Source organism: Mesorhizobium sp. WSM4906, from assembly GCF_029674625.1.
GTDB lineage: Bacteria > Pseudomonadota > Alphaproteobacteria > Rhizobiales > Rhizobiaceae > Mesorhizobium.
On sequence record NZ_CP121355.1, the window covers coordinates 5,338,751 to 5,360,206 of the forward strand.

Annotated in this window: 23 protein-coding genes; 11 read left to right on the plus strand and 12 right to left on the minus strand. The window is 64.9% G+C overall.

Features of this window, described 5'->3' with window-relative positions; all coding sequences use genetic code 11:
• Window positions 1-11: 11 nt before the first annotated feature.
• Window positions 12-1,400, plus strand: coding sequence for a sensor histidine kinase (locus tag QAZ22_RS25895; protein WP_278203544.1), 1,389 nt, complete (start codon window positions 12-14; stop codon window positions 1,398-1,400).
• Here QAZ22_RS25895 and QAZ22_RS25900 read toward each other — a convergent pair.
• The 6 genes from QAZ22_RS25900 to QAZ22_RS25925 all read right to left on the minus strand — a co-directional run bounded on the left by QAZ22_RS25900 (window position 1,381) and on the right by QAZ22_RS25925 (window position 9,598).
• Entirely contained in the window at window positions 1,381-2,256 is an 876-nt protein-coding gene (locus QAZ22_RS25900; RefSeq protein ID WP_278203545.1) for an ABC transporter permease, read from the minus strand. The genes QAZ22_RS25895 and QAZ22_RS25900 overlap by 20 nt on opposite strands.
• Window positions 2,257-2,355: 99 nt before the next feature.
• Window positions 2,356-3,210 carry an ABC transporter ATP-binding protein gene (locus QAZ22_RS25905; protein ID WP_278203546.1) on the minus strand — a complete coding sequence of 285 codons (855 nt, stop codon included), beginning with the start codon at window positions 3,208-3,210 and terminating at the stop codon, window positions 2,356-2,358.
• A 165-nt stretch (window positions 3,211-3,375) separates the two neighbouring features.
• Complete coding sequence (locus QAZ22_RS25910) at window positions 3,376-4,362, minus strand: ABC transporter substrate-binding protein (protein ID WP_278207942.1); 987 nt, start codon at window positions 4,360-4,362, stop codon at window positions 3,376-3,378.
• A 204-nt stretch (window positions 4,363-4,566) separates the two neighbouring features.
• A complete protein-coding gene (gene dapB, locus QAZ22_RS25915) occupies window positions 4,567-5,340 on the minus strand; it encodes a 4-hydroxy-tetrahydrodipicolinate reductase (RefSeq protein ID WP_278203547.1) in 774 nt (257 codons plus the stop codon).
• Window positions 5,341-5,403: 63 nt separating this feature from the next.
• A complete protein-coding gene (locus QAZ22_RS25920) occupies window positions 5,404-7,512 on the minus strand; it encodes a molybdopterin oxidoreductase family protein (protein ID WP_278203548.1) in 2,109 nt (702 codons plus the stop codon).
• Between the two features lie 208 nt (window positions 7,513-7,720).
• On the minus strand, window positions 7,721-9,598 hold the full coding sequence (locus tag QAZ22_RS25925) for an ABC-F family ATP-binding cassette domain-containing protein (protein ID WP_278203549.1): 1,878 nt from the start codon (window positions 9,596-9,598) through the stop codon (window positions 7,721-7,723).
• Window positions 9,599-9,736: 138 nt separating this feature from the next.
• Between QAZ22_RS25925 and QAZ22_RS25930 the strand changes: the two genes are divergently transcribed.
• The 3 genes from QAZ22_RS25930 (at window position 9,737) to QAZ22_RS25940 (ending at window position 11,382) form a co-directional block, all read left to right on the plus strand.
• Window positions 9,737-9,973 carry a hypothetical protein gene (locus tag QAZ22_RS25930; RefSeq protein WP_278203550.1) on the plus strand — a complete coding sequence of 79 codons (237 nt, stop codon included), beginning with the start codon at window positions 9,737-9,739 and terminating at the stop codon, window positions 9,971-9,973.
• 221 nt (window positions 9,974-10,194) lie between these two features.
• Window positions 10,195-10,878 (plus strand): lysozyme inhibitor LprI family protein, encoded by a 684-nt coding sequence (locus QAZ22_RS25935; RefSeq protein WP_278203551.1) that lies wholly within the window; start codon window positions 10,195-10,197, stop codon window positions 10,876-10,878.
• A 312-nt stretch (window positions 10,879-11,190) separates the two neighbouring features.
• A complete protein-coding gene (locus tag QAZ22_RS25940) occupies window positions 11,191-11,382 on the plus strand; it encodes a hypothetical protein (protein ID WP_278203552.1) in 192 nt (63 codons plus the stop codon).
• A 113-nt stretch (window positions 11,383-11,495) separates the two neighbouring features.
• Here the strand turns inward: QAZ22_RS25940 and QAZ22_RS25945 are convergent, their stop codons facing one another.
• The 4 genes from QAZ22_RS25945 to QAZ22_RS25960 form a co-directional block, all read right to left on the minus strand.
• Entirely contained in the window at window positions 11,496-11,936 is a 441-nt protein-coding gene (locus QAZ22_RS25945; RefSeq protein WP_278203553.1) for a MucR family transcriptional regulator, read from the minus strand.
• A gap of 347 nt (window positions 11,937-12,283) precedes the next feature.
• Entirely contained in the window at window positions 12,284-12,487 is a 204-nt protein-coding gene (locus QAZ22_RS25950; RefSeq protein ID WP_347566956.1) for a hypothetical protein, read from the minus strand.
• A gap of 29 nt (window positions 12,488-12,516) precedes the next feature.
• Window positions 12,517-13,530: a DMT family transporter gene (locus tag QAZ22_RS25955; RefSeq protein WP_278207943.1), complete on the minus strand. Its 1,014-nt coding sequence runs from the start codon at window positions 13,528-13,530 to the stop codon at window positions 12,517-12,519.
• A gap of 53 nt (window positions 13,531-13,583) precedes the next feature.
• Window positions 13,584-14,417: a hypothetical protein gene (locus QAZ22_RS25960; protein ID WP_278203555.1), complete on the minus strand. Its 834-nt coding sequence runs from the start codon at window positions 14,415-14,417 to the stop codon at window positions 13,584-13,586.
• Between the two features lie 112 nt (window positions 14,418-14,529).
• Here QAZ22_RS25960 and QAZ22_RS25965 point away from each other — a divergent pair, with 112 nt between their 5' ends.
• Window positions 14,530-15,498, plus strand: coding sequence for a LysR substrate-binding domain-containing protein (locus tag QAZ22_RS25965; protein ID WP_278203556.1), 969 nt, complete (start codon window positions 14,530-14,532; stop codon window positions 15,496-15,498).
• A 352-nt stretch (window positions 15,499-15,850) separates the two neighbouring features.
• Here the strand turns inward: QAZ22_RS25965 and QAZ22_RS25970 are convergent, their stop codons facing one another.
• Complete coding sequence (locus QAZ22_RS25970; RefSeq protein WP_278203557.1) at window positions 15,851-16,024, minus strand: hypothetical protein; 174 nt, start codon at window positions 16,022-16,024, stop codon at window positions 15,851-15,853.
• A gap of 231 nt (window positions 16,025-16,255) precedes the next feature.
• On the opposite strand from QAZ22_RS25970, the gene QAZ22_RS25975 reads away from it, so the two are divergent.
• From QAZ22_RS25975 to QAZ22_RS26000, 6 genes are all read left to right on the plus strand, one after another.
• Window positions 16,256-16,411 (plus strand): hypothetical protein, encoded by a 156-nt coding sequence (locus QAZ22_RS25975; RefSeq protein ID WP_278203558.1) that lies wholly within the window; start codon window positions 16,256-16,258, stop codon window positions 16,409-16,411.
• Between the two features lie 119 nt (window positions 16,412-16,530).
• The gene (locus tag QAZ22_RS25980) at window positions 16,531-18,612 is read left to right on the plus strand and encodes an ATP-dependent helicase (RefSeq protein ID WP_278203559.1); all 2,082 of its coding nucleotides are present in this window, start codon (window positions 16,531-16,533) and stop codon (window positions 18,610-18,612) included.
• A 239-nt stretch (window positions 18,613-18,851) separates the two neighbouring features.
• A complete protein-coding gene (locus tag QAZ22_RS25985) occupies window positions 18,852-19,163 on the plus strand; it encodes a hypothetical protein (RefSeq protein WP_278203560.1) in 312 nt (103 codons plus the stop codon).
• A 64-nt stretch (window positions 19,164-19,227) separates the two neighbouring features.
• A complete protein-coding gene (locus QAZ22_RS25990) occupies window positions 19,228-19,413 on the plus strand; it encodes a hypothetical protein (RefSeq protein ID WP_278203561.1) in 186 nt (61 codons plus the stop codon).
• A gap of 135 nt (window positions 19,414-19,548) precedes the next feature.
• Window positions 19,549-19,851: a DUF982 domain-containing protein gene (locus QAZ22_RS25995; RefSeq protein ID WP_278203562.1), complete on the plus strand. Its 303-nt coding sequence runs from the start codon at window positions 19,549-19,551 to the stop codon at window positions 19,849-19,851.
• Window positions 19,852-20,180: 329 nt separating this feature from the next.
• Window positions 20,181-20,591 (plus strand): hypothetical protein, encoded by a 411-nt coding sequence (locus QAZ22_RS26000; protein WP_278203563.1) that lies wholly within the window; start codon window positions 20,181-20,183, stop codon window positions 20,589-20,591.
• A 31-nt stretch (window positions 20,592-20,622) separates the two neighbouring features.
• Here QAZ22_RS26000 and QAZ22_RS26005 read toward each other — a convergent pair whose 3' ends face one another.
• A complete protein-coding gene (locus QAZ22_RS26005; protein ID WP_278203564.1) occupies window positions 20,623-21,408 on the minus strand; it encodes a GGDEF domain-containing protein in 786 nt (261 codons plus the stop codon).
• Window positions 21,409-21,456 lie beyond the last annotated feature (48 nt).

Genomic DNA, 21,456 nt, shown 5'->3' on the forward strand with positions numbered 1-21,456 from the left:
GATTGGGCGCCATGCGAATTAGCAGCCTTCGCCTGCAATTGCTGGCATGGGTGGTGCTGCCGCTGGCCGCGCTGGTGACCGTCAACCTGTGGACCAGCCAGCGCAACGCGCTCACGACCGCAGACCTGGTCGCCGACCGGATGCTGGTCGGCTCGGCGCGTGCCATCGCCGAGCAGGCGGCGATGGCAGACGGCGTGCTCGACGCCACCATTCCGCCGGCGGCGATCGAGATGTTCGACACCGGCGACCGCGACAGCGTCTACTACCGCGTCGAAACCGCCAATGGCCGGCTGCTCACCGGCTATCCCGATTTGCCCGAGGCGCCGCGGGGCGGCAGCATCGAGGCTTCTTATCGCGACCATCCGTTGCGTCTGGCAACGCTCAGCCATGCGGTGATCGGCGCCGGGGCGGATTCGCCGATCAGGGTCACGGTGGGCGTTACGCTGGCCGGCCATGACGCGATGGTGAAGCGGCTATGGTTCAGCGCCTTCGCCCAGCAGCTGGCGCTGGTGGCGATTGCCGGCGTGTTCGTGCTGCTCGGCCTGCGTCGCGGGCTGGCGCCGCTGATCCGGCTGCGCGATGCGGTGCGCTCGCCCGGCCGCAGCGACCTCGACCCGGTCGAGGTGCCGGGCGCGCAAAGCGAGATTCGGCCGCTGATCGATGCGCTCAACGCCTATATGGAGCGCGTGCGGGCGCAGATGGCCGCGCAGCGCCGCTTCATCGCCAATGCCGCGCACCAGTTGCGCACGCCGCTGGCGCTCATGTCGACACAAGCAAGCTACGCGCTGCGCGAGACTGCTGCCGACCAGCGCCAGGAAGCGCTGGTCGCCTTGCAGGCAAGCTCCGGCCGGCTGGCGCGTCTGGCCGAACAGCTTTTGACCTTGTCTCGCGCAGAGCCCGGCAGCCGGCGGCCGCGCGCCGACCGCATCGATCTCACGGAGGCTGCCCGCCAGGTGCTGGAAAGCCAGGCGCCAAAGGCAGTCGAACGCAACATCGACCTCGGCCTGGAGGAAACTGGGCCTGTTGCCGTCATAGGCGACGGTACCATGCTGCGCGAGATGATCGTCAATCTCGTCGACAATGCGTTGCGCTACTCCAAACCGGGCGGCAGCGTCACCGTGAAGCTCGCCGCTTCGAATGGCACGGCGGAGCTCACCGTGACCGATGCGGGGCCTGGCATTCCGGTGGAGGAGCGGGAACATGTCTTCGAGCGCTTCTACCGCATTGCCGGTGCCGCCGAGGAAGGCAGCGGGCTCGGCCTCGCGATCGTGCGCGAGGTGGTCGAGAATGCCGGCGGCAGCGTCACGCTTGGCGACGCCGCCGGCGGCGGGCTCAAGGTCGAGGTGCGGCTGCCGCTTGCCGCACCCGATGAAAACCCGGTCAGGTCCCCTGCTCGTTGAACGGCGCCGGCCGCCACTTCACCACATAGTTCTCGAAGCGGGTGATGAGGAACTCGACCACCAGCGCCATCACCGCCAGGATGATCATGGCTGCGAAGACACCATTGGCGTTGAAGGCGCCCTGGGCGGTCGAGATCAGCAGACCCATGCCCTGCTTGGCACCGAGGAACTCGCCGACGACGGCGCCGACCAGCGCGAAGCCGAAGCTGACGTGAAGGCTGGCGAGGATCCAGCTCATCGCCGACGGGATGATGACGGTGCGGGTGATCTGGTAGGGCGAAGCGCCGAGAATCTGGGCGTTGGCGATCATCGCCCTGTCGGCCTCGCGCACGCCCTGGAAGGCATTGGCGAAGACGACGAAGAACACCATGACGACGGCCAGCGCCACCTTGGAGGCCATGCCGAGGCCGAGCGCGATGATGAAGACCGAGCCCAGCACCACGCGCGGCACCGAATTGGCGATCTTGATGTAGATTGAAAAGACATCCGCCAAGAGCTTGTTGCGGCCGAGGATGATGCCGGCGGCGATGCCGCCGACGGCGCCGATGGCGAAGCCGAGGAAGGTTTCCTCCAGCGTCACATAGATCTGCAGCCAGAGCGGCCCCTGCGAGGTGCCCTCGGTGACCCAAGACCAGATCTGCTCCCAGATGCCGGAGGGGCTGGAGAAGAAAAACGGATCGATGACGCCATTGTCGGCGCCGAGTTCCCAGAGCGCGAGGAAGACGATCAGAATGGCGAGCCGCAGGCCGACGACCAGGGCATGACGGCGGCGCAGGCGCGCCCTCGCCCGGGCTTCGGCAGCGACGATCGAGGTCGCGCGCGCGGCAGCCTGATCGGTGGGAGAGATGGCGGTCATGGCAAGTCTCCTTTCAGCGCAATTCCAGGAAAAGTGCCAAGCGGTTTTCCGTTTGGAATTGCGAAAACAAAAACCATTGGAGCGAGTCAGCGACCCGCTCTAATGGCCGGTCTGCAGGCCGCGGCTCTGGCCGAGCTGCACTTCCTCGCGCAGGTCGTTCCAGATCACCTTGGCGATCTCGATGAATTTCTGGTCGTAGCGGATGTCGGCCATGACGCGCGGGCGCGGCAGGTCGATGCGATAGACGCTTTTCACCGTGCCCGGCCCGGCGGTGAGCACATAGACCTTGTCGGCCAGCGCGACCGCCTCCTCGAGATCGTGGGTGACGAAGACGACGGAGGATTTCAGCTCCGACCATAGGCCGAGCAGCTCGTCCTGCATGGCGGTGCGGGTCTGCATGTCGAGCGCGCTGAACGGCTCGTCCATCAGCAGGATCTTCGGCTGGTTGATGAAGGTCTGGGCAAGGGCCACGCGCTTGCGCATGCCGCCCGAGAGCTGATGCGGATAGTGTTTCTCGAAGCGGGCAAGGCCGACGCGACCGATCCAGTCGCGCGCCCGCTCATGGGCTTGCGCCTTCGGCGTGCCGCGATAGAGCGGACCGGCGGCGACATTGTCGATGACGCTGCGCCACGGAAACAACGCATCCGCCTGGAAGACGAAGCCGATGTCGCGGCTGATCTCGGTGACCGGATTGCCCATGACGCGGACATTGCCGGTCGTCGGCCGCAGCAGGCCGGTGACGAGGTTCAGCGTCGTCGACTTGCCGCAGCCGGTCGGCCCGACGACGCAGGCGAACTCGCCGCGCGCCACCGTCATGGTGAAATCGCGGATCGCCGTCATCATGTGGCCGTCGGGCGTGACGAAGCGCAGCGTCACGTCGTCGATGGCGATCGCGGCATCGGCGGGCGGCGCGGCCTGAGACAGCCTTTCGGCCGCCATGGTTTGCAACTGCATGGCACACTCCTGTGGCAATGGTGCGAGGATGCCCGCGGCTCAAGCCTGTCGGCCTGCCGCGCCTCGGCATCCGGAAAGGCGCCGCTGCCGAACTGATTCAGGCAAGCGGCGCAAGTTGTTGTTCTTCAACGACCGAGCCTGACGAGCCCGGCCCGTCTACCGGCGCTACTTGGCAGCGTCGACGAACTCGGTGGTGTAGGTCTTCGACAGGTCGATCTGCTTGCCCTGCAGGCTCTTGGAGAAGGTCGACAGAACCTTCAGCACCGTCTCCGGGCCGTCGGCGGGCATGCGGCCGTCGGGCGTGAACATCGCCTTGCCGCCGGCCAACCCTTGCACATAGAGGTCCTTGCTACCGGCGTAATAGTCCTTGGGCATCTTATCGGCGATCTCCTCGGCCGAATGGCTGGCGATGAATTTCATCGTCTTGACGAAGGCATTGGCTAGTTTCTGCGCCTCGTCCTTGTGGCTCTCGATCCAGGCGGACTGGACATAGAAGGACGCCGCCGGATAGTCGCCGCCGAGCGCTTCCTTGGTCTTCTCGGGCGTGCGCATGTCGACCAATACCTTGGCCTCACCGGTCTGCAGCAACTTGGCGATGGTCGGCTCGGTGGTCATGCCGGCCTGGATCTGATCCTGCTTGACGGCAGCGATGAAGGTGTTGCCGGCGCCGACCGGCAGCAGCGTGTAGTCGCCGGGCTTCAGGCCGTTGCGCACGGCAAGATACTGCGTCAAGAAATCAGTCGAGGAACCGAGACCCGTGACGCCGAGCGTCGCGCCCTTGAAGTCGGCCGGCGACTTGATCTCCGGGTGCTTGGCCGAGACCAGCTCCACCTCGCCCGGCGCCTGGCTGAACTGAACGATCGACTGGATGTATTTGCCCTTAGATTGCAGGTCGACGGTGTGGTCGTAGAAGCCGACGACGCCCTGCACGGCGCCCGCCAGCAATTCGTTCTCGGCCTCGACGCCCGCGCGTGAGTTGACCAGCTCGACATCAAGGCCTTCGTCCTTGAAGTAGCCGAGCTGTTGGGTGAGCACGGCCGGCAGATAGATCTGCTTTTCCATGCCGCCGACGATGATGGTGATCTTGTCGGCCGCCGATGCCGCCGTCGCGCCCGTGGCGACAATGGCAAGCGAAAGCGCCGCCGAACGCAAGATGCACTTCGAGATGAAACCGGTCACGTAACTTCCTCCACCTTGGCGGCGCGCCATCCGGGCCGGGCCGCATTTCCTCCTTGCCGGCCGCTCCCAGGCCGGTCCCGTGGCGAACGCCACAAAACTGTCATGGCATGCCCAAGCTTTCAGCTGGCTTTCAGCCATTTTAGAGATGGTTGAAGTGGAATCCGGCGAAATTGCCGATCACGCGGCAAGACCGAGCACGTCGCGCATGTCGTATTCGCCTGGCCGCCGTCCGGCGACCCAGAGCGCCGCCGCAATGGCGCCGCGCGCGAACATGGAGCGATCGCCGGCGGCATGCGAAAGCGTGAGCCTCTCGCCCTCGGCGAGGAAGCTGACGGAATGCTCGCCGACGATGCTGCCGCCGCGCAGCACGGCAAAGCCGATCTCGCCGGCAGCGCGCGGGCCGGTGACGCCGCCGCGGGCGCGCTTCGCCGCATCGTCCAGCCCGACGCCACGTCCCCGCGCCGTCGCCTCCCCCAGCATCAGCGCCGTTCCGGATGGCGCGTCGACCTTGAAGCGATGATGCGCTTCGAAAATCTCGATGTCGCAGTCGTCTCCGCCGAGCGCCCGCGCCGCCTGCTCGACCAGGCCGGTCAGCAGGTTGAGCCCCAGCGAATAGCTGCCGGAGCGCACGATGGCGATTTTCCTGGCAGCGTCGGCGATCGTCTTCAGTTCGGCGGCGTCAAAGCCGGTCGAGCCGATGACCAGTGCCGGGCCGCCGCGCTCCGCGCAGGCCCTTGCCAGTTCGGCGGACGCTGCCGGCGTGGTGAAGTCGATGACGACATCGGCCAGCGCCAGCGCCTCGTCCCGCTCGACCAGCCCCTCACCCGCGCTGCCCGGCCGGTGGAAGCGGGCGGCGAGATCGAGTCGAGGGTCGGCCTCGATTGTCTCAGTCATCTGCCGGCCCATGCGGCCGAGCGCGCCGGCGACGGCTATCTTGAGCGGCAGCGGCATGGCTGGCTCCGGCTGAAAAGCGAGTCCGAACAACGACATCGTGCCGGTCTCTGGCAAGACGATTCAATCGAGGGCGCGCAGCCAGACCTTGTTGTCGTGGAAGGCGGCGCCGCCATAGGGCGCCGGCGCGTCTGCGCCGGTCAGCACGTTGATGCCCTCGCCGCGCTCGTGCGCGCCGTTCGGCCAGATGCCTTCGGCCACCACCACGCCGCGCTTCACGCCGTCGAAGAGTTTTGCATGCAGCACGAGGTCGCCGCGCCGGTTGCCGACCTCGACGCGGCTGCCATCCTCGATGCCGAGCGCCGCGGCGTCGTCGGGGTGGAGCAACAATTCCGGCCGACCTTCCTTGGCCTTCGACACCGGCGTCTCGGCAAAGGTCGAGTTGAGGAAATTGCGCGCCGGCGAGGTCGTCAGCCGGAACGGATGCTCCTCGTCCGCCACCTCGATCAGGTCGACATGGTCGGGAAATTCCGGCAGCCGTTCCACAGGCCCGAACAGGCCCATGCTTTTCGGCGGCCGGTTGGGCGCCGACTGCCCGGTCCAGTTGGCCCGGAAGTGGAATTTCTTGTCGGCATGGCCGAAGCCGCTGATGAAATGCGCGTCGTCGAAATCGGGCTGCAGGTCGACCCACTTCTGCTGCTCGAGGCTGTCGAAGCTGCCCAGCCCGCGCTTGCCGAGGATGATGTCGATATGCTCCCGCTCGGTCAGGCCGAAGCCCGGGTGGTCGCCGACGCCGAGGCGCTTGCCGAGCTCCTCATTGACATAGTGGTTGGTGCGCGGCCCTTCCGGCGGCTCGATCAGCTTGGGGCCGAGCGTGATGTGCTGGTTGCCGCCGCCCTTGTAGATGTCGTCATGCTCCAAAAACATCGTTGCCGGCAGCACGACGTCGGCGAGCTTGGCCGTATCGGTCATGAATTGCTCGTGCACGCAGGTGAACAGGTCCTCGCGCATAAAACCCTGCTTCACCAGCCGCTGCTCCGGCGCGACGTTGGCGGGGTTGGTGTTCTGGATCAGCATCGCCGTCACCGGCGGGCCGCCGTAAAGCGCGTCCTCGGCTCCGGTCAGTACCGGACCGATGCGCGAATGGTCGAGATAGCGGATGTTGGGGTCGCGCATCGCGGTGCCTTCCAGCACGTCCTGGTTCAGCTTGAAGATGCCGGAATTGGAATGGAAGGCGCCGCCGCCCTCATGCTGCCAGGCGCCGGTGACGGCGGCGATGCAGGAAGCGGCGTGCATGTTGACCGAGCCGTTGCGCTGGCGGGCAAAACCATAGCCGAGGCGGAAGTAGGTCTTCTTCGTCGTGCCGACCAGATGCGCGAAGGCTTCGATCTCGGCGACGGCGAGCCCGGTGATGGCAGCCGCCCACTCCGGCGTGCGCGACCTCAGATGCTCTTCCAGCCCGCGCGGATCGTCGGTGTATTTTTCGAGATAGGCGCGGTCGGCAAGCCCATCGCGAAACAGCACATGCATGACCGCGCAGGCGAGCGCGCCGTCGGTGCCGGGCTTGAGCACCAGGCCGAGATCGGCCTGCTTCATGGTGGCGTTGTCGTAGATGTCGATGACGACGATCTTGGCGCCGCGTTCTTTCCGCGCCCTGGTCGCATGGGTCATGACGTTGACCTGGGTGACCACGGCATTGGTGCCCCAGATCACCACGCAGTCGGACTTCGCCATCTCGCGCGGATCGGGGCCGCGCAAGGCGCCCGCCCCCATCATCCAGCCGGTCCAGGCGAGATTGGTGCAGATCGAGCTGAAGAAGCCGGAGTATTTCTTCGCATGCCGCAGCCGCTCGATGCCGTCGCGCTGCACCAGCCCCATGGTGCCGGCATAGTAATAGGGCCAGACGGCTTCGGAGCCGAATTTCTCCTCGGCTCGAATGAACTTCTCCGCCACGAGGTCGAGCGCCGCTTCCCAACTCGCTTCCTTCCAGACGCCCTCGCCCTTGGCGCCGGCGCGCACCAGCGGCTTCAGCAGGCGGTCGGGATGATGGACGCGGTCGGCATAGCGCGCGACCTTGGCGCAGACGACGCCGGCGGTGTAACTGTTCGCCTTGGCGCCATGGACGCGGCCGATGCGGTTGTTGTCGAGCAGCTCGACTTCGAGCGCGCAGGTGGAGGGGCAGTCATGCGGACAGGCCGAATGGCCGATCCTGAGCTTGGCGTGCTGGTTCATGCGAGGGTGTTTAGCGGGTTTTCGGAGAGAGGTGTAGGGCCAGATGGAGCTCCCCCTTCTCCCCTTGTGGGAGAAGGTGGATCGGCGCGAAGCGCCGAGACGGATGAGGGGTGCTCCAGCGGAGTGAGACGCTGGCGTTCCCTGGAACACCCCTCATCCGGCCGCTTCGCGGCCACCTTCTCCCGCCAGGGGAGAAGGGGGAGTCGCGCTACTCCGCAATCCCCTCCTCGTACTCCGCAGACATCGTCAGCCACTTGTCCTCGTTTTGCGCCAGCGTCTGTGCCAGCTGCGAGCGCTCCTTGGCGAGACGAGTCGCGGTCGAGGGGTCCTTTTCGTAGATGGCCGGGTTGGCGAGTTCGTCCTCGATCAGGTCGATGCGCTTGCGGATGCGATCCATCAGCGCTTCGGTGGCGCGGATTTCCTTGGCTAAAGGCTCGAGCGCCGAGCGCCGGGCAGCCGCTTCGCGGCGGCGGTCGGCCTTGGACGCCTTGTCCGCTTCCTTCTGCTCGCGGCGGTTGGACGAGACGCCGGTGACCAGCGTTTTGTAATCCTCCAGGTCGCCGTCATAGGGATTGACCGCGCCGTCCTTGACCAGCCACAGCCGATCGGCCGTCGCCTCCAGCAAATGCCGGTCGTGCGAGATCAGGATCACAGCGCCCGGAAAATCGTTGAGCGCATGGATCAGCGATTCGCGGCTGTCGATGTCGAGGTGGTTGGTCGGCTCGTCGAGGATGAAGAGGTTCGGGCCCTCGAAAGCCGACAGTCCCATCAGAAGGCGCGCCTTCTCGCCGCCGGAAAGATCCTTGGCGGCGGTGTTCATCTTTTCGGTCGACAGGCCGAACTGCGCGACGCGGGCGCGCACCTTGGCTTCCGGTGCATCCGGCATCAGCCGGCGCACATGCTCGTAGGCGCTTTCCTCGGGGCGCAGGTCATCGAGCTGGTGCTGGGCGAAAATCGCCACCTTCAGGCCCGGCGCGATCGTCATCGTGCCGGTCTCGGCCTTGAGGCGGCCGGCGAGCAGCTTGGCGAAGGTCGACTTGCCGTTGCCGTTGGCGCCGAGCAGCGCGATGCGGTCGTCGGCATCGATGCGCAGCGTCATCTTCTTCAGCACCGGATTGTTCTCGGTGTAGCCGACATTGACGCCGTTGAGCGCCACGATCGGCGAGGCGACCGTCTTCACCGGCTCGGGGAAGGAGAACGGCCGCACCGTGTCGTTCACCACCGCGGCGATCGGCTTCATCTTCTCCAGCGCCTTCAGCCGCGACTGCGCCTGCCTCGCCTTGGAGGCCTTGGCGCGAAAACGCTCGACGAAGGACTCCATATGCTTGCGCTGCGCTTCCTGCTTGGCGCGGCTCTTTTCCTGCAGCTCGCGCTGCTCGGTAAGCTGGCGTTCGAACTGGTCGTAGCCGCCGCGCCAGAAGGTGAGCTTCTTCTGGTCGAGATGGACGATGGAATTGACGGCGCGGTTGAGCAGGTCGCGGTCGTGCGAAATCAAAAGCACGGTGTGCGGATATTTGGAGACGTAGTTCTCCAGCCACAGGGTGCCTTCGAGGTCGAGATAGTTGGTCGGCTCGTCGAGGAGCAGAAGGTCGGGCTCGGAGAAGAGCACGGCGGCGAGCGCCACGCGCATGCGCCAGCCGCCCGAGAAGGACGAGGCCGGCCGCTTTTGCGCGGCGTCGTCGAAGCCGAGACCGGCAAGGATGGTGGCGGCGCGGGACTCGGCCGAATGGGCGTCGATATCGGCAAGCCGCGTGTGGATCTCGGCGATGCGGTGCGGATCGGTGGCGGTCTTTTCCTCCTCCAGCAGCGCCGCACGCTCGACATCGGCCTTGAGCACGATCTCGATCAGCGGCTCCTCGGTGCCGGGCGCTTCCTGCGCCACCTGGCCGATGCGGGTGTTCTTGGGCAGGCTGATCGAACCAGTCTCTGACGGGAAATCGCCGGTGATCGCCTTGAACAGCGTCGTCTTGCCGGTGCCGTTGCGCCCGACGAGACCGGCCTTGGTGCCGGCCGGCAGGGTCAGCGAGGCATGGTCGAGAAGCAGGCGCCCCGCCATGCGCAGCGAGAGGTCGTTGATGATAAGCATGGGCAGCGCTTTTGCACGGGACGTCGGCGCTTCGCAAGAGCCAGCCCGGAAGAGGCTCCTCGCGCGCGACTGCGGACCGTTCGACAAAAAACCTGGCCGCGACTGGAACCAGTTGCGGCCCAACGCGTTTGCAGGCCCGTGGTCCGCTATCTTGCGCTCGCCTTCATCTTCTTCCAGGTCGCCACGACAGCCGCGCTGGCGACGCAGGTGGTTCTGTTTGCGAACGATACCCCCTTGACAAGTGCGGCGCTGACACCGCCAGTCCTGCCTCCCGCGAGGGAGACGGCAGGCAGGCCGGAGGGACGCCAGATAGAGCACCTGCTGATCCAAATCGATCCGGCAAAACAATCTCAGGCGTCGCCTGTGAACGACTGAGAGGCCGATCCGGACAGCCTGTCCGCTGGCCTGCCAGTCCTCCGCAGAGGCTGCGGAGTTGGACGCTGCCTTGGCGCGAGATTGCGCGCTCCTGCGCTTCGCCGACCACGACCCGCTTACACTTTGCTTGCCACGTCACCGGTTTGACGTTGATGGCCGCTATCGTCTCAACCTATGCTGGCGCGAGCGGCTGGGGCCTATCCACGCAAAGGACATATCCGATGACGTGCAAGACCATCCTTCTTTCGGCCGCGCTGGCAATTGCGGCTGCCGCCATGCTGGCGATCCCTGCCCGGGCCGCGGATTGCGCGGCGGCGAAGACGCAGGCCGACCTCGCCACCTGCACAGCCAAGGATGCGGCCTCGTCCGACGTCGCGCTCAACGCCGTCTACAAGGCGCTGGCGGGACGCCTCTCTCCCGCCGACCTTGAGCGCCTTCGCGACGCGCAGCGCGCCTGGATCCCGTTCCGCGACAAGGAATGCGCCTTCCGCACCCAACCCTATGCCGACGGCTCGGTGTATTCGAGCCTGGTCGAAACCTGCAAGGCGGAATTGACCAAGGCGCGGCTGACGCAGTTGCAGCACCAGTTGAAATGCCCGGAAGGCGACCTTTCCTGCGTGCCGCAAACCGCCGGCGCCAAGCCTGCGACCGCTGCCCCGAGCGCTGCGCCTGCAACGGCTGGCGCCGCGCAGGCAAGCCAGAACGACACGAGGCCGTGCGTGCAATCGGCCGGCAAGGCGAAATCGGACCAATATGTCTCGCAATGCGTTCAGGTGTCGCCGTCGACACATCCGCCTTGCAACGGCCAGAACGCGTGCAGCATGATGATCGACGAGATCACGCGGGGCTGCGCCATGATCGGCAACGACAATCCGCCGGCCTTCTGTTCCGCCTACAAGAACTGAGCGGCAAGGGCGGGCAGGCCCTATTGGCCAGGCCCGCCTGCCACCCAAATACCGGCACTGACCAACCCCTGCGGAAGATCAGATCAGTCGGCCAAGACAACCCGAAGTCGCGCCTTGGCTTATATTAGCGCGATGGATGCCGAAACGACCAAAAAAAGTGCCAAATCTTTTGATCCAGCCGCTATGCTTGGCGAAAAATCGATTTCAGTTTTGCCGCAATCCTGCGAACTTATGAAAGCGTCGTGATTCGCGCGTAGGCGCCAATAAAAACCAACAATAACAACAATAACTTGACTGTGTCAGGAGCTCACGATGGGCGAGGCGGCTAACGATCTGCGCATGCTGAGATATGTCGCGGAGATCACGCGCAGGCTGGCGAAGATGCTTTCGCGCACGCGCTACCAGATGCTTGTCTATTTTCTGGAGATGACGGCTGTCGAGGCGGACAGCCTTGCGGCCGAGCAGGACCGCCGCGCGGCGGCTCGCAAGCCGCCCGGCAACTGAAGGCGGCCTGGCGGGAGGCTGGTTGGCCATCCTGCGAGGCAATGCATTGAACGTCGCCAAGCAATCGGCCGACGGCACGGCGTCGGCCGTTGCAGGCAGCATGGCCGTCGGCCTCAGCCCTTGGCTTTGCGCTTGCCCTTGCCGGAATCCGCGGCCGGCTTGCGGCCCAGGCCGGAAGACTTGGCCAGCGCCGAGCGTGTCGCCGAATAGCTCGGCGCCACCATCGGATAGTCCGCCGGCAGGCCCCATTTGGCGCGGTATTCGTCCGGCGTCAGCCCGTGGTCGGTCGACAGGTGCCGCTTCAGCGACTTGAACTTCTTTCCGTCCTCGAGGCAGACGATGTGATCGGGGAATACCGAACGCTTCGGATTGACGGCCGGCGTCAGCGGTGCGCTCTCCTTGACGGCGGCGCCGCCGGCGAGCTTGCGCACCGACGCGCTGACGCTGGCGATCAGATCAGGCAGGCCGGAAGCCGGAAGCGGATTGTTGCCTACATAGGCCGAAACAATGTCGGCGGTCAGCTCGATTGCGGTCTTGTCATCGATATTGGACAATTTTTTCACCTTCTGCTGGCTCTCAAATGACCAGCTGTTTTTAAGACTTTAGTCCAGGTATCATATTGGACCTGTCCCCCAATGGACCGTCCAGAGTCAGTAAAGGCACGAGACTCAATACCGAAGGTACGTTTTCACTATGGGTCGCGACCGCGCAAGTTAGGAATTCTAACACCTATAACAAACACTTTACAGCGCTGGAGGCCTGCACGGGTGCGTATGACGCAAAGCACTTCAATTTCTGCGAGTAATTCCTGCAAAAATCGAAATTCAGGACGAAAGCCGATACTGTCGGACAGCGTGGCGTCCGGGTTGCCGATCATGCCCGATTCGCCACGGCGAGTCGCTTATTTCGCCGCGGCTCGACGTTCCGCCCGCCTGTCGTCAGCCAGGATCTCCAGCACACGCTTCCAGCGCGCGCAGCGGCCGAAATCCTTCTGCTCGATGGCCTTTTCGGCCTTCATGGCGGCATAGAGCGGCGCCTCGGCACCGAACTCCTTGACCAGCCAGTGCGCCTCTTGCCGGGCGCGGCGTTCGTCGTCGTCAAGTATGATCCTTGGCATGCTTCCTGGCATGGTCTTCAGACCTCCGAGCGTTCGATGCCGACGGCAATGCAACTGCCGATGACGAGGACGGCACCGGCAATGGCCGTCATCGACAGGCTTTCGCCCGACAGCGCCAATAAGAGCGTTGAAGCGATCGGCGTGAGATAAGCGACGACCGCGAGCCGTCCGCCCTGGTCGAGGCTCAGCGCACGCGACCAGAAATAATAGCCGAGTCCCATCGGCCCGGCGCCGAGATAGAGACCGAGCAGCAGGTGCGTGCCGCTCAGGCCGGCGGCGCCGTCATGCAGGCTCCAGGCGAAGGTCAGCGCCACGCCGATCAGCGCCGAGGGCAGCAGAAGCCGGTCCGGCGGCACGGCGAGGCGGCCGACGGCGAGCGAATAGAGGGCCATGCAAAGCGCCGAGCCGAAGGCCGCGCAATAACCGACGAGGCTGCCTTCGAACCAGGCCTGCGCCCGCCCACCCGAGATCACCAGCGCCACGCCGGCGAAGCCGAGCGCGGCGGTGAGCCCAAGCAGCAGCGGGCGCCGCGAGCGGCCAAGCGCGATGACCGCGGCGGCGATCATCAGCGGCCAGGTGTAGGCGACCAAATTCGCCTCGATGACCGGCATCGAGGCAAAGGCGATATATTGCAGCACCATGGTGCCGACCAGCCCGATGAAGCCGACGGCGTGGGCGAGCGCAGCATTCCCCTTCTCCCCTTGTGGGAGAAGGTGGATCGGCGCGCAGCGCCGAGACGGATGAGGGGTGCTAGAAGAAACTCCAGCGTCGGCGATCCGTCCAGCACCCCTCATCCGACCTCGCTTCGCGAGGCCACCTTCCCCCACAAGGGGGGAAGGGAAGAGCCTGATCAGCGCAAAGACCAGCGCGGCGCCGCAGAACTGCAGGAACTGCACATGCGATACCGGGTGGTGGGCGAGCAACGTCTTGCCGACCAGGGCATTGGTCGCCCAGAGCGCCACGGCGCCGAAGGCAAAGGCCAGCGCCGCCGCCGAGGCGGCGCCGGACCGGGATTGCTGGCTTTCGGCCATGACCGGGACGAGGCTCGGCGACGCCGAGGACAGCCGAGCCGGGTCATCACTCGCTACCACGACTCCCTGGCTCCGCCCGAGACCGGCTCCACGGCCGGCTTCGGCATGGGATGCTCTTCCGCGTGGCGGCGATAGGCCGGCAGCTGGTTGGTCCACACATCGTCGGCCAGCTCGTTCACCCAGGCCCGGTCGTGATCGTTGTCGGCGGCAAGGTAGAACATGCGGTTGTCGTCGACATAGGGCTTCGTCGCCGAGCGCTGGTTGAGCACCAGCGTGACACGCGAGCCGAGCTGGATCGGCGCGGTTCGATGGAGCACGCCGAGGAACTGGCCAAGCGTGGCGTAGTTCATCTTGTGGTCGATGCGCATGACCTTGTTGCGCGGCAGGTCGCGGCCGGATTCGAGAATGGCGCGGCCGGTCTCGGAATCGTCGCAATAGATCTCAAGATGGCCGCCGATCAGAGGGTCGCTGATCGAGAGCGGAACGAGCTCCGTCACCGGAACGCCATCGCAATGCCATTCGACGGCGCCGTCCTTGGGGTTCATGAAGGTGACGGTCGAGCCGACGATCGACAGCGGATAGGGTTCGAGCTTGGTGCCCATCATGTCGGACAGCCGTTCCAGGCGCAGCTTGTCGTTGAGCAGCTCCTTGATCTCCGGAATGTAGCGGTCGGCGCCGGTGATGAAGGTGAGGTCGAGATGCTTGTGCACGGCATGGCTGGCCTTGAGCTTGAGCGCCGCCTCCTCGATCGCGGCGAGCAGTTGGGGGTCGTAGCCGTGAAGATACTGGGCGACGCCGAAGCTCGACACTTTCCACGCCGTATCATGACCGATGATGGCTTCACGGCTCATCGCATAGCGCAGTTCGGGGATTGTATGGGCGTTCATTCTACTTCTCCAAGGTGGGGGCAACACTTGGTAAACAGTCGATTAAGCCGCCCTCCCCTGTAAATTTAGGAATGCTGGTGCTACTTTAAGCCCAGCTAAAGGTCGAACCCCCGTGCGTCTGCTCAGTCAGGTCAACTTAAACTCGCTGAAAATCGTGGAGAGCGCCGCCCGGCACCGCAACTTCACGCGCGCCGGCGAAGAGCAGTTCATCACCGCTTCCGCCGTCAGCCAGCGGGTCAAAAGCCTGGAGGACCAGCTGCGCTTCAAGATCTTCCAGCGCGGCGGCAATGCGGTGTCGCTGACCCCGGAAGGCGAGACCTATGTGGCGCGGGTGCGCGAGGCGCTGGAGCGGATCGTGGCGGCCAGCATGGAGGCGACCGGACAATCGCAGGCGCATGTGCTGAAGATCTGCGTGCTGCCGACCTTCGCCGCGCGCTGGCTGTTTCCGCGGCTTGCCAGCTTCCAGCAGCAGTATCCGGATATCGAGATGCGGGTCTCGACCTCCTACGCCACGCATGAATTCGCGACCTCCGAATACGACTTCGAGATTCGCTATGGCGACGGCAACTTCCCCGGCCTCAAATCCGAGCTGCTGTTCAAGGAGGACCTGACGCCGGTGTGCAGCCGCAAGCTGTTCCACCAGGTGCTGGGCGACAAGCCGCTGTCCAGGGTGACGCCCGAGGACCTCAGGCACTTCACCCTGCTCCACTCCGACACCTGCACCCAGAACTGGCAGTCATGGTTGGGTTTTGCCGGCGCAAGCTTCGTGCTCGGCGAGACCAGGAGCATCTATTTCGATTCCTGCATGATGTCCTACGAGGCGGCCAATGCGGGCATGGGCTTTGCCGTTGCCAACCGCGCCTATATGGCAAGCGACATCCGCGCCGAACGGCTGGTGGCGCCCTTCGCGGTCCACCATCCCAACAGCGCCGGCTGGTATTTCGTCAGCCCCGTCAAGGCGCTCGGCGCGCGCAAGGTGGAGCTGTTCAAGCAGTGGATCATGGCCGAGGCGGCGCTGACGCAGCGCCAGCTGGACCTCGAGATCGCCGGCATGCCGCTGGCCAGGGCGGCGATGGCGTGAGGCGAGTTGCCCTGTCTTCAAGCCCTCCAGCCGATCAGACGCAGATGAAACTATGATGGGCCACATTAAATAAAAGGCATAGCCTCGTCATTGTTGTTGGTGACCTCAGCTGTTGTAGATTCCACACAATCACAAGAATTCCAGGCGGATTTCCCCAAGCCTTGAAAGCCGTGCTCCTGACCCAGCGGCAAGACTCAGCTATGGTTTGTCTTGCGGCGGGCCTGATTTCCCGCTTGGCCGGCGCTTTCCAGCTTCCTCCCAAGCAGCGCCGGCCTTCTTCTGTGGCGGCAGGATCATTTCCCGATCACCGCCCGCCCGTTCCGGCAGAGTATTCCTGCCCGCCTCGGCGCCATCACTGCTTCGGCGGCGTGCCGGGCTGGTCGCCGCCGGTGGTCGACTTCGGTACCGGGTTCTTGTCGATCTGCGGGTTCTGGTCCGCGGGCGCTTTGGTGGGCGGCACGCTATTGTCGCAGGCGGCGAGCGCGAGCCCTGCCGCAAGAGCCAGCAGCACAGGAAGCTTCATCATGACGACCTCCTCTCGTTCGCCCCTTTTCTTTGAGGCAAACGGGGCGGTGGCGGTTTGGTTGCGTGCGCCGGCGGGAACCATCCCGCCAGTCTCCGGTTGAGTTTCGGGGACTAAAGCGCGTCGCGATCTTTCAGATTCGCTCCCTGCGCTTTAGGTTTTTGATTCTACGCATGTCTTTGTCCCGAGACCGGTTCCCACTTTCGGGAGACATGCTTTAGCGAGGAGATGGTCATGATCCGTCTGCTGCTCGTCGGCCTGTTCGCCTACACCACTTACCGCGTCACGATGCGGATCATAGAGGAGATGTCCGACGATGCCGCGCCGCCGGACGAACGGCGTAGGCTGCGGCGCCAGTCGGCGGCGATGGGGGTGGAGCCGAAAAGGTAGTTACAGCCCATCCCCCCACAAGGGGGCAGATTGGCCGTCACTCCGGCCTTCGCCAATTGCGAACGCACTCGACACCTCAACCCCGTTGCGAACAAAGCGGAAACGATGCTTGATGGGCGATGAACATCGCCGCCCGTGATTCGTCCTTCGAAGCGCCCGCCTATCTTGCCCGGCTGAATGACGAGCAGCGGCTGGCGGTGGTGCATGGCGACGGCAAGGTGGCGGCACCCCTGCTGGTGATCGCCGGCGCCGGATCCGGCAAGACCAACACGCTGGCGCATCGGGTGGCGCACCTCATCGTCAAGGGCGCCGATCCTCGGCGCATCCTGCTGATGACGTTTTCTCGCCGCGCGGCGGGAGAGATGGCCAAGCGCGTCGAGCGCATCGCCGGCGAGGTGCTGGGGCGCGACGCCGCCATCATCGCCGATGCGCTCGCCTGGGCCGGCACCTTTCATGGCATCGGCGCAAGGCTGCTCCGCGACTATGCCGAGCAGATCGGCCTCGATCCCGCCTTCACCATCCACGACCGCGAAGATTCCGCCGACCTGATGAACCTCGCCCGGCATGAGCTCGGCTTTTCCAAGACCGAAAGCCGCTTTCCCACAAAAAGCACCTGCCTGCAGATCTATTCTCGGGCTGTGAACGCGCAGGCGCCGCTCGGCGAAGTGCTGGGTTCGGCCTTTCCCTGGTGCGCGGGGTGGGCAGAACAACTGAAGGAGTTGTTCGCCCGTTATGTTGAGGCCAAGCAGGCGCAGAACGTGCTCGACTACGACGACCTTTTGCTCTACTGGGCGCAGATGGCGGCCGAGCCGGAGATCGCCGCGCATCTTTCCTCTCGCTTCGACCATGTGCTGGTCGACGAATATCAGGACACCAACCGGCTGCAGTCCTCGATCCTCCTGGCGCTCAAGCCGGACGGCGCGGGGCTGACCGTAGTGGGCGACGACGCGCAGTCGATCTATTCCTTCCGCGCGGCGGAAGTGCGCAACATCCTCGACTTTCCAAAGCAGTTCGCGCAGGGCGCCGAGATCGTCATGCTGGAGCGCAACTACCGCTCGACCGAGACGATCCTTGCCGCCGCCAACAAGGTGATCGGCGAGGCGAGCGAGCGCTTCACCAAGAACCTCTGGACCGAGCGCCGGTCCTCCCACAAGCCACAACTGGTGAGCGTGCGCGACGAGGCCGAGCAGGCCAACTATGTCTGCCAGGCGATCCTTGCCGAGCGCGAGGCCGGCACGGCGCTTAAGGCGCAGGCGGTGCTCTTCCGCGCCTCGCATCACAGCGGGCCGCTGGAAGTGGAGCTCACGCGCCGCAACATCCCCTTCGTGAAGTTCGGCGGGCTGAAATTCCTCGACGCCGCTCATGTCAAGGACATGCTGGCGATGCTGCGCTTCGCGGAGAACCCGCGCGACCGCGTCGCCGGCTTCCGCGTGCTGCAGCTCATGCCGGGCATCGGGCCTTCGGCCGCCTCGCAGATCGTCGAGGCGATGGCGACCTCGCTGGACGAGACGCTGGGCCTTGCCCGCTTCCGGCCGCCGCAGCGCGCAGCTCAAGACTGGCCGGTGTTCCTCGACATCTACAGCGGGCTGCGCACCGGGCCGAAATGGCCGGCTGATCTCGAGCGGGTCAGGCTCTGGTACGAGCCGCATCTGGAGCGCATCCACGAGGATGCCATCACGCGCCGGGCCGACCTCTTGCAGCTCGAGCAGATCGCATCGGGCTATCCCTCGCGCGAGCGCTTCCTGACCGAGCTGACGCTCGACCCGCCCGACGCCACCAGCGACCAGGCCGGCCCGCCGCATCGCGACGAGGACTACCTCATCCTGTCCACCATCCATTCAGCCAAGGGGCAGGAATGGAAGAACGTCTTCGTGCTCAACACCGTCGACGGCTGCATCCCGGCCGATCTCGGCGTCGGCACCAAGGAAGACATCGAGGAGGAACGCCGGCTGCTCTATGTGGCCATGACGCGGGCCAAGGACAGCCTGCACCTGATGGTGCCGCAGCGCTTCTATCCGCACAACCAGCCGGCGCGCGGCGACCGCCATATCTATGCCTCGCGCACCCGCTTCATCCCCACCTCGATGCTTTCCGCCTTCGAGCAGACGTCGTGGGCAAGCGCCGCCATCAAGGACGACCCGCGGCAGCGTCCAGGCGTCAAGGTCGACCTCGGCGCGCGCATGCGCGGCATGTGGAAATAAAGCATGTCTCCCGAAAGTGGGAACCGGTTTCGGGACTAAGACATGCGTAAAATCAAAACCTAAAGCGTAAGGAGCGAATCTGAAAGATCGCGACGCGCTTTAGGCCGTCCGCCCAGAAATATCGCGGACGCCGCTCCGCACCAGAACGCCAAGACGGGCGATCGGCTTGCGCTTTCGTCGTGGAACTTTTCACCCGGAAAAGGGTTTCTGTTAGGAAAATCTAATGCAAGGAGGCAGCAATGAAGAACCTCATTCTAGCCGCCATGCTTGGCGTGGCCGCCATGGCGCCGACAACGGCTCCGACCCAGGCGACGAGCCTGACCATCACCACCGATGACGGCATGGGCAGGTACAATGACGACTATTACTGGCGCCGCCACCATATGCGCAGCGACGACTGGCGCTACAGAGGCCGGTACGAGATGCGCGACGGATATCGCTACGGCCACCGTCACGACTGCATGGTCAGGGAGCACAGGCGCTGGCATCACGGCCATTGGGTCGTGAAGCGTGTCTCGAGCTGCGGCCTCCACCGAGGCTGGTACCGGTAAGGCCGGGCCCATCGCTGACGTGTGACGCGGGCCTCGAAGCGGCACCGCCGAGGATAGGTGAGAAATGCGCTTAATTCCATCGGCGACGAACTGGCGGCAACGGCTGGGTGAGCTGGCCGGCCAGCTTTTCGTCAACATTGTCGCGATATTGTTCGCCGGAGTTGCGATCCTTCTGCTGGTGCTGTCGGCGCACTACCACGTGCCGCAACCCCCAGCAGAAGTGGCAATCACCGCCGGCTCCGGCCCGTGATGGCCGCTCTTTTTGGCAGGCGCGAAAAGAGATCCCTGGCCCGAGGAACCTCCTGCCGCAAGGCGCGTTGAGTGGCGTCCCACCCCAAGACCGAGGCTGGCAGCCCCGCCACCTCCGCCCATTCGAGAGGTCTAAATGCACGACAGGATGTTCTTCACCCCGGTCGCGGTCAGTGTCGGCGCCGGCCACAAGCGCATGATCGCCTCGCTGTCAGGCATGCACGAGTTCCTGACCGAATTCCCGCCGTCGCGCCGGCGGCTGAGCTACGGTGCCGCGGTGAAGGCTTGCGCGGCCGCGCGGGCCGGCGAAATCTCCGCCGAGTCGGCGCGCGACGCGCTGATCACCTTCGCGGCAACCGCCGGGATCCTGTGGCCGTCGGACCAGCCGACCGTCTCGGTGAAGCCGGTCGCGCGCGGCCAGAGTGGCTTCGCCGCCTGAGATCAGTGCCCGGTGCAGCCTATGGACGCCTAAAGCGCGTCGCGATCCTTCGGATTCGCTCCATGCGCTTTGGTTTTGATTTACGCATGTCTTTGACCCGAAACCGGTTTCCACTTTCGGGAGACATGCTTTAGACGAAACCCGCCTGATGGTTCTCGGGCGGGTTTTGTCGTTCAATCCGGCCTTCCGACATGCATGCTCGCCGCCGGATTTCGCGAAACTTTTCCGGTGTTGCGTGAAACATCGCATAGAACAGGCGGCTGCGTGAAACACCGCACAGAACGTTCGCCTCCCCCACGCAGGTTTGCGGACATGCAGCAGGGGGGCGGATGTTGCTCGATCGCGACCAGTTCAAGCCGGCAGCGGAAATGAGGTTCGGCCGGGACAAGTCGTCGATCCGGGTTGCGATAACCGACCCAGCGGCATGCGAGCTCGGCGAGGCCGTCTATGCCTGGATAACCGCCGACGGCAAGCCGGTCAGGATCGGCGCTTCGCGCGCGCCGGTCGGCAAACGGCTGCTCTCCTATCCCGGCTACCGGAGCCTGGCCGGGCATGGCGGCGCGACCGAAATGGGAAGCGCTGAAGTGGCTTGGCCTGCTCACGGCGCATGGCATGCTGACGGCAGTCGTCCACCAGCCGGAGCCGGCATTGACGGGGGCGGGCCTTGTCCGACCTATCTCGACGTCGAGCGCCAGCTGACCCGTCAGCACAGGCCGCTGCTCAACCGCAGCCACCAGTGACAGCTCCGCGGTCTCTGCAGCGCAGAGCTGATCAATGAAACGTGCCGGCGACGTCGTCCGGAAGCACGCTGCGCGGGCTTTCGAAGCTCACCTGGTCGCGTCCGTTCGACTTCGCCCTGTAGAGATGCCTGTCGGCGACCTGGAACATGGCGTGATAGGTGGTAGGCCCGCTGAAGGCGATGCCGCCGATGCTGACCGAGAGCGGGCATGGCTGGCCGCCGGGCGCGAACTCGGCCTCGCGGATGCGCAGCCTGATCGATTCCGCGACCAGGAAAGAGCGCGTCGCGTCGGCGCCCGGAAGGAAGACCGCGAATTCCTCGCCGCCGATGCGCCCGACGATGTCGGCGCCGTGGAGCTGGCCCTGGATCGTCCTGGCGATCAGCTTCAGCGCCTGGTCGCCGCAATCGTGGCCGAGACGGTCGTTGATCGACTTGAAATGGTCGGCATCGACGATCAGCAGCGCGCCGGCATCGGCGACGTCATGGCTGCGCGCCTGCTCGAGATAAGCCTCGACCAGCATCGAGAAGGCGCCGCGGTTGAAGACCGCCGTCAGGCTGTCGGTCGCGGCGACGATGCTGAGCTCCTTCTGGGCGATCGCCAGCTGGCGCATCTTCCACATCAGGAAGAAAAGGAAGGAACCGCCAAGGACAAGCGGCAGGAACAGGTCGGTGAGCTTGGCCCAGAGCAGCGCGTCGGGCGACAGTGAGGGAAAGTTGAAGGAATCGACAAAGAAGGCGACAGCAATGAAGAAGGCGGTCCCGGCGACGGTGACGGCCACGACCCTGCCCCAACTGGTGGGGGACAAATCGATGCGCATGGCATTTGCTCCCACTGCAACTGCCTTATTGTGCAGCGCGAGCGCAAA

Coding starts and splice junctions, on each gene's coding strand:
- QAZ22_RS25900 (WP_278203545.1), bottom strand. CDS start 2,256: ATGACCGCCATCTCTCCCACCGATCAGGCTGCCGCGCGCGCGACCTCG.
- QAZ22_RS25990 (WP_278203561.1), top strand. CDS start 19,228: ATGCGCTTAATTCCATCGGCGACGAACTGGCGGCAACGGCTGGGTGAG.
- QAZ22_RS25980 (WP_278203559.1), top strand. CDS start 16,531: ATGAACATCGCCGCCCGTGATTCGTCCTTCGAAGCGCCCGCCTATCTT.
- QAZ22_RS25975 (WP_278203558.1), top strand. CDS start 16,256: ATGATCCGTCTGCTGCTCGTCGGCCTGTTCGCCTACACCACTTACCGC.
- QAZ22_RS25940 (WP_278203552.1), top strand. CDS start 11,191: ATGGGCGAGGCGGCTAACGATCTGCGCATGCTGAGATATGTCGCGGAG.
- QAZ22_RS25935 (WP_278203551.1), top strand. CDS start 10,195: ATGACGTGCAAGACCATCCTTCTTTCGGCCGCGCTGGCAATTGCGGCT.
- QAZ22_RS25995 (WP_278203562.1), top strand. CDS start 19,549: ATGCACGACAGGATGTTCTTCACCCCGGTCGCGGTCAGTGTCGGCGCC.
- QAZ22_RS25960 (WP_278203555.1), bottom strand. CDS start 14,417: ATGAACGCCCATACAATCCCCGAACTGCGCTATGCGATGAGCCGTGAA.
- QAZ22_RS25905 (WP_278203546.1), bottom strand. CDS start 3,210: ATGCAGTTGCAAACCATGGCGGCCGAAAGGCTGTCTCAGGCCGCGCCG.
- QAZ22_RS26005 (WP_278203564.1), bottom strand. CDS start 21,408: ATGCGCATCGATTTGTCCCCCACCAGTTGGGGCAGGGTCGTGGCCGTC.
- QAZ22_RS25925 (WP_278203549.1), bottom strand. CDS start 9,598: ATGCTTATCATCAACGACCTCTCGCTGCGCATGGCGGGGCGCCTGCTT.
- QAZ22_RS25955 (WP_278207943.1), bottom strand. CDS start 13,530: ATGGCCGAAAGCCAGCAATCCCGGTCCGGCGCCGCCTCGGCGGCGGCG.
- QAZ22_RS25920 (WP_278203548.1), bottom strand. CDS start 7,512: ATGAACCAGCACGCCAAGCTCAGGATCGGCCATTCGGCCTGTCCGCAT.
- QAZ22_RS26000 (WP_278203563.1), top strand. CDS start 20,181: ATGTTGCTCGATCGCGACCAGTTCAAGCCGGCAGCGGAAATGAGGTTC.
- QAZ22_RS25895 (WP_278203544.1), top strand. CDS start 12: ATGCGAATTAGCAGCCTTCGCCTGCAATTGCTGGCATGGGTGGTGCTG.
- QAZ22_RS25985 (WP_278203560.1), top strand. CDS start 18,852: ATGAAGAACCTCATTCTAGCCGCCATGCTTGGCGTGGCCGCCATGGCG.
- dapB (WP_278203547.1), bottom strand. CDS start 5,340: ATGCCGCTGCCGCTCAAGATAGCCGTCGCCGGCGCGCTCGGCCGCATG.
- QAZ22_RS25970 (WP_278203557.1), bottom strand. CDS start 16,024: ATGATGAAGCTTCCTGTGCTGCTGGCTCTTGCGGCAGGGCTCGCGCTC.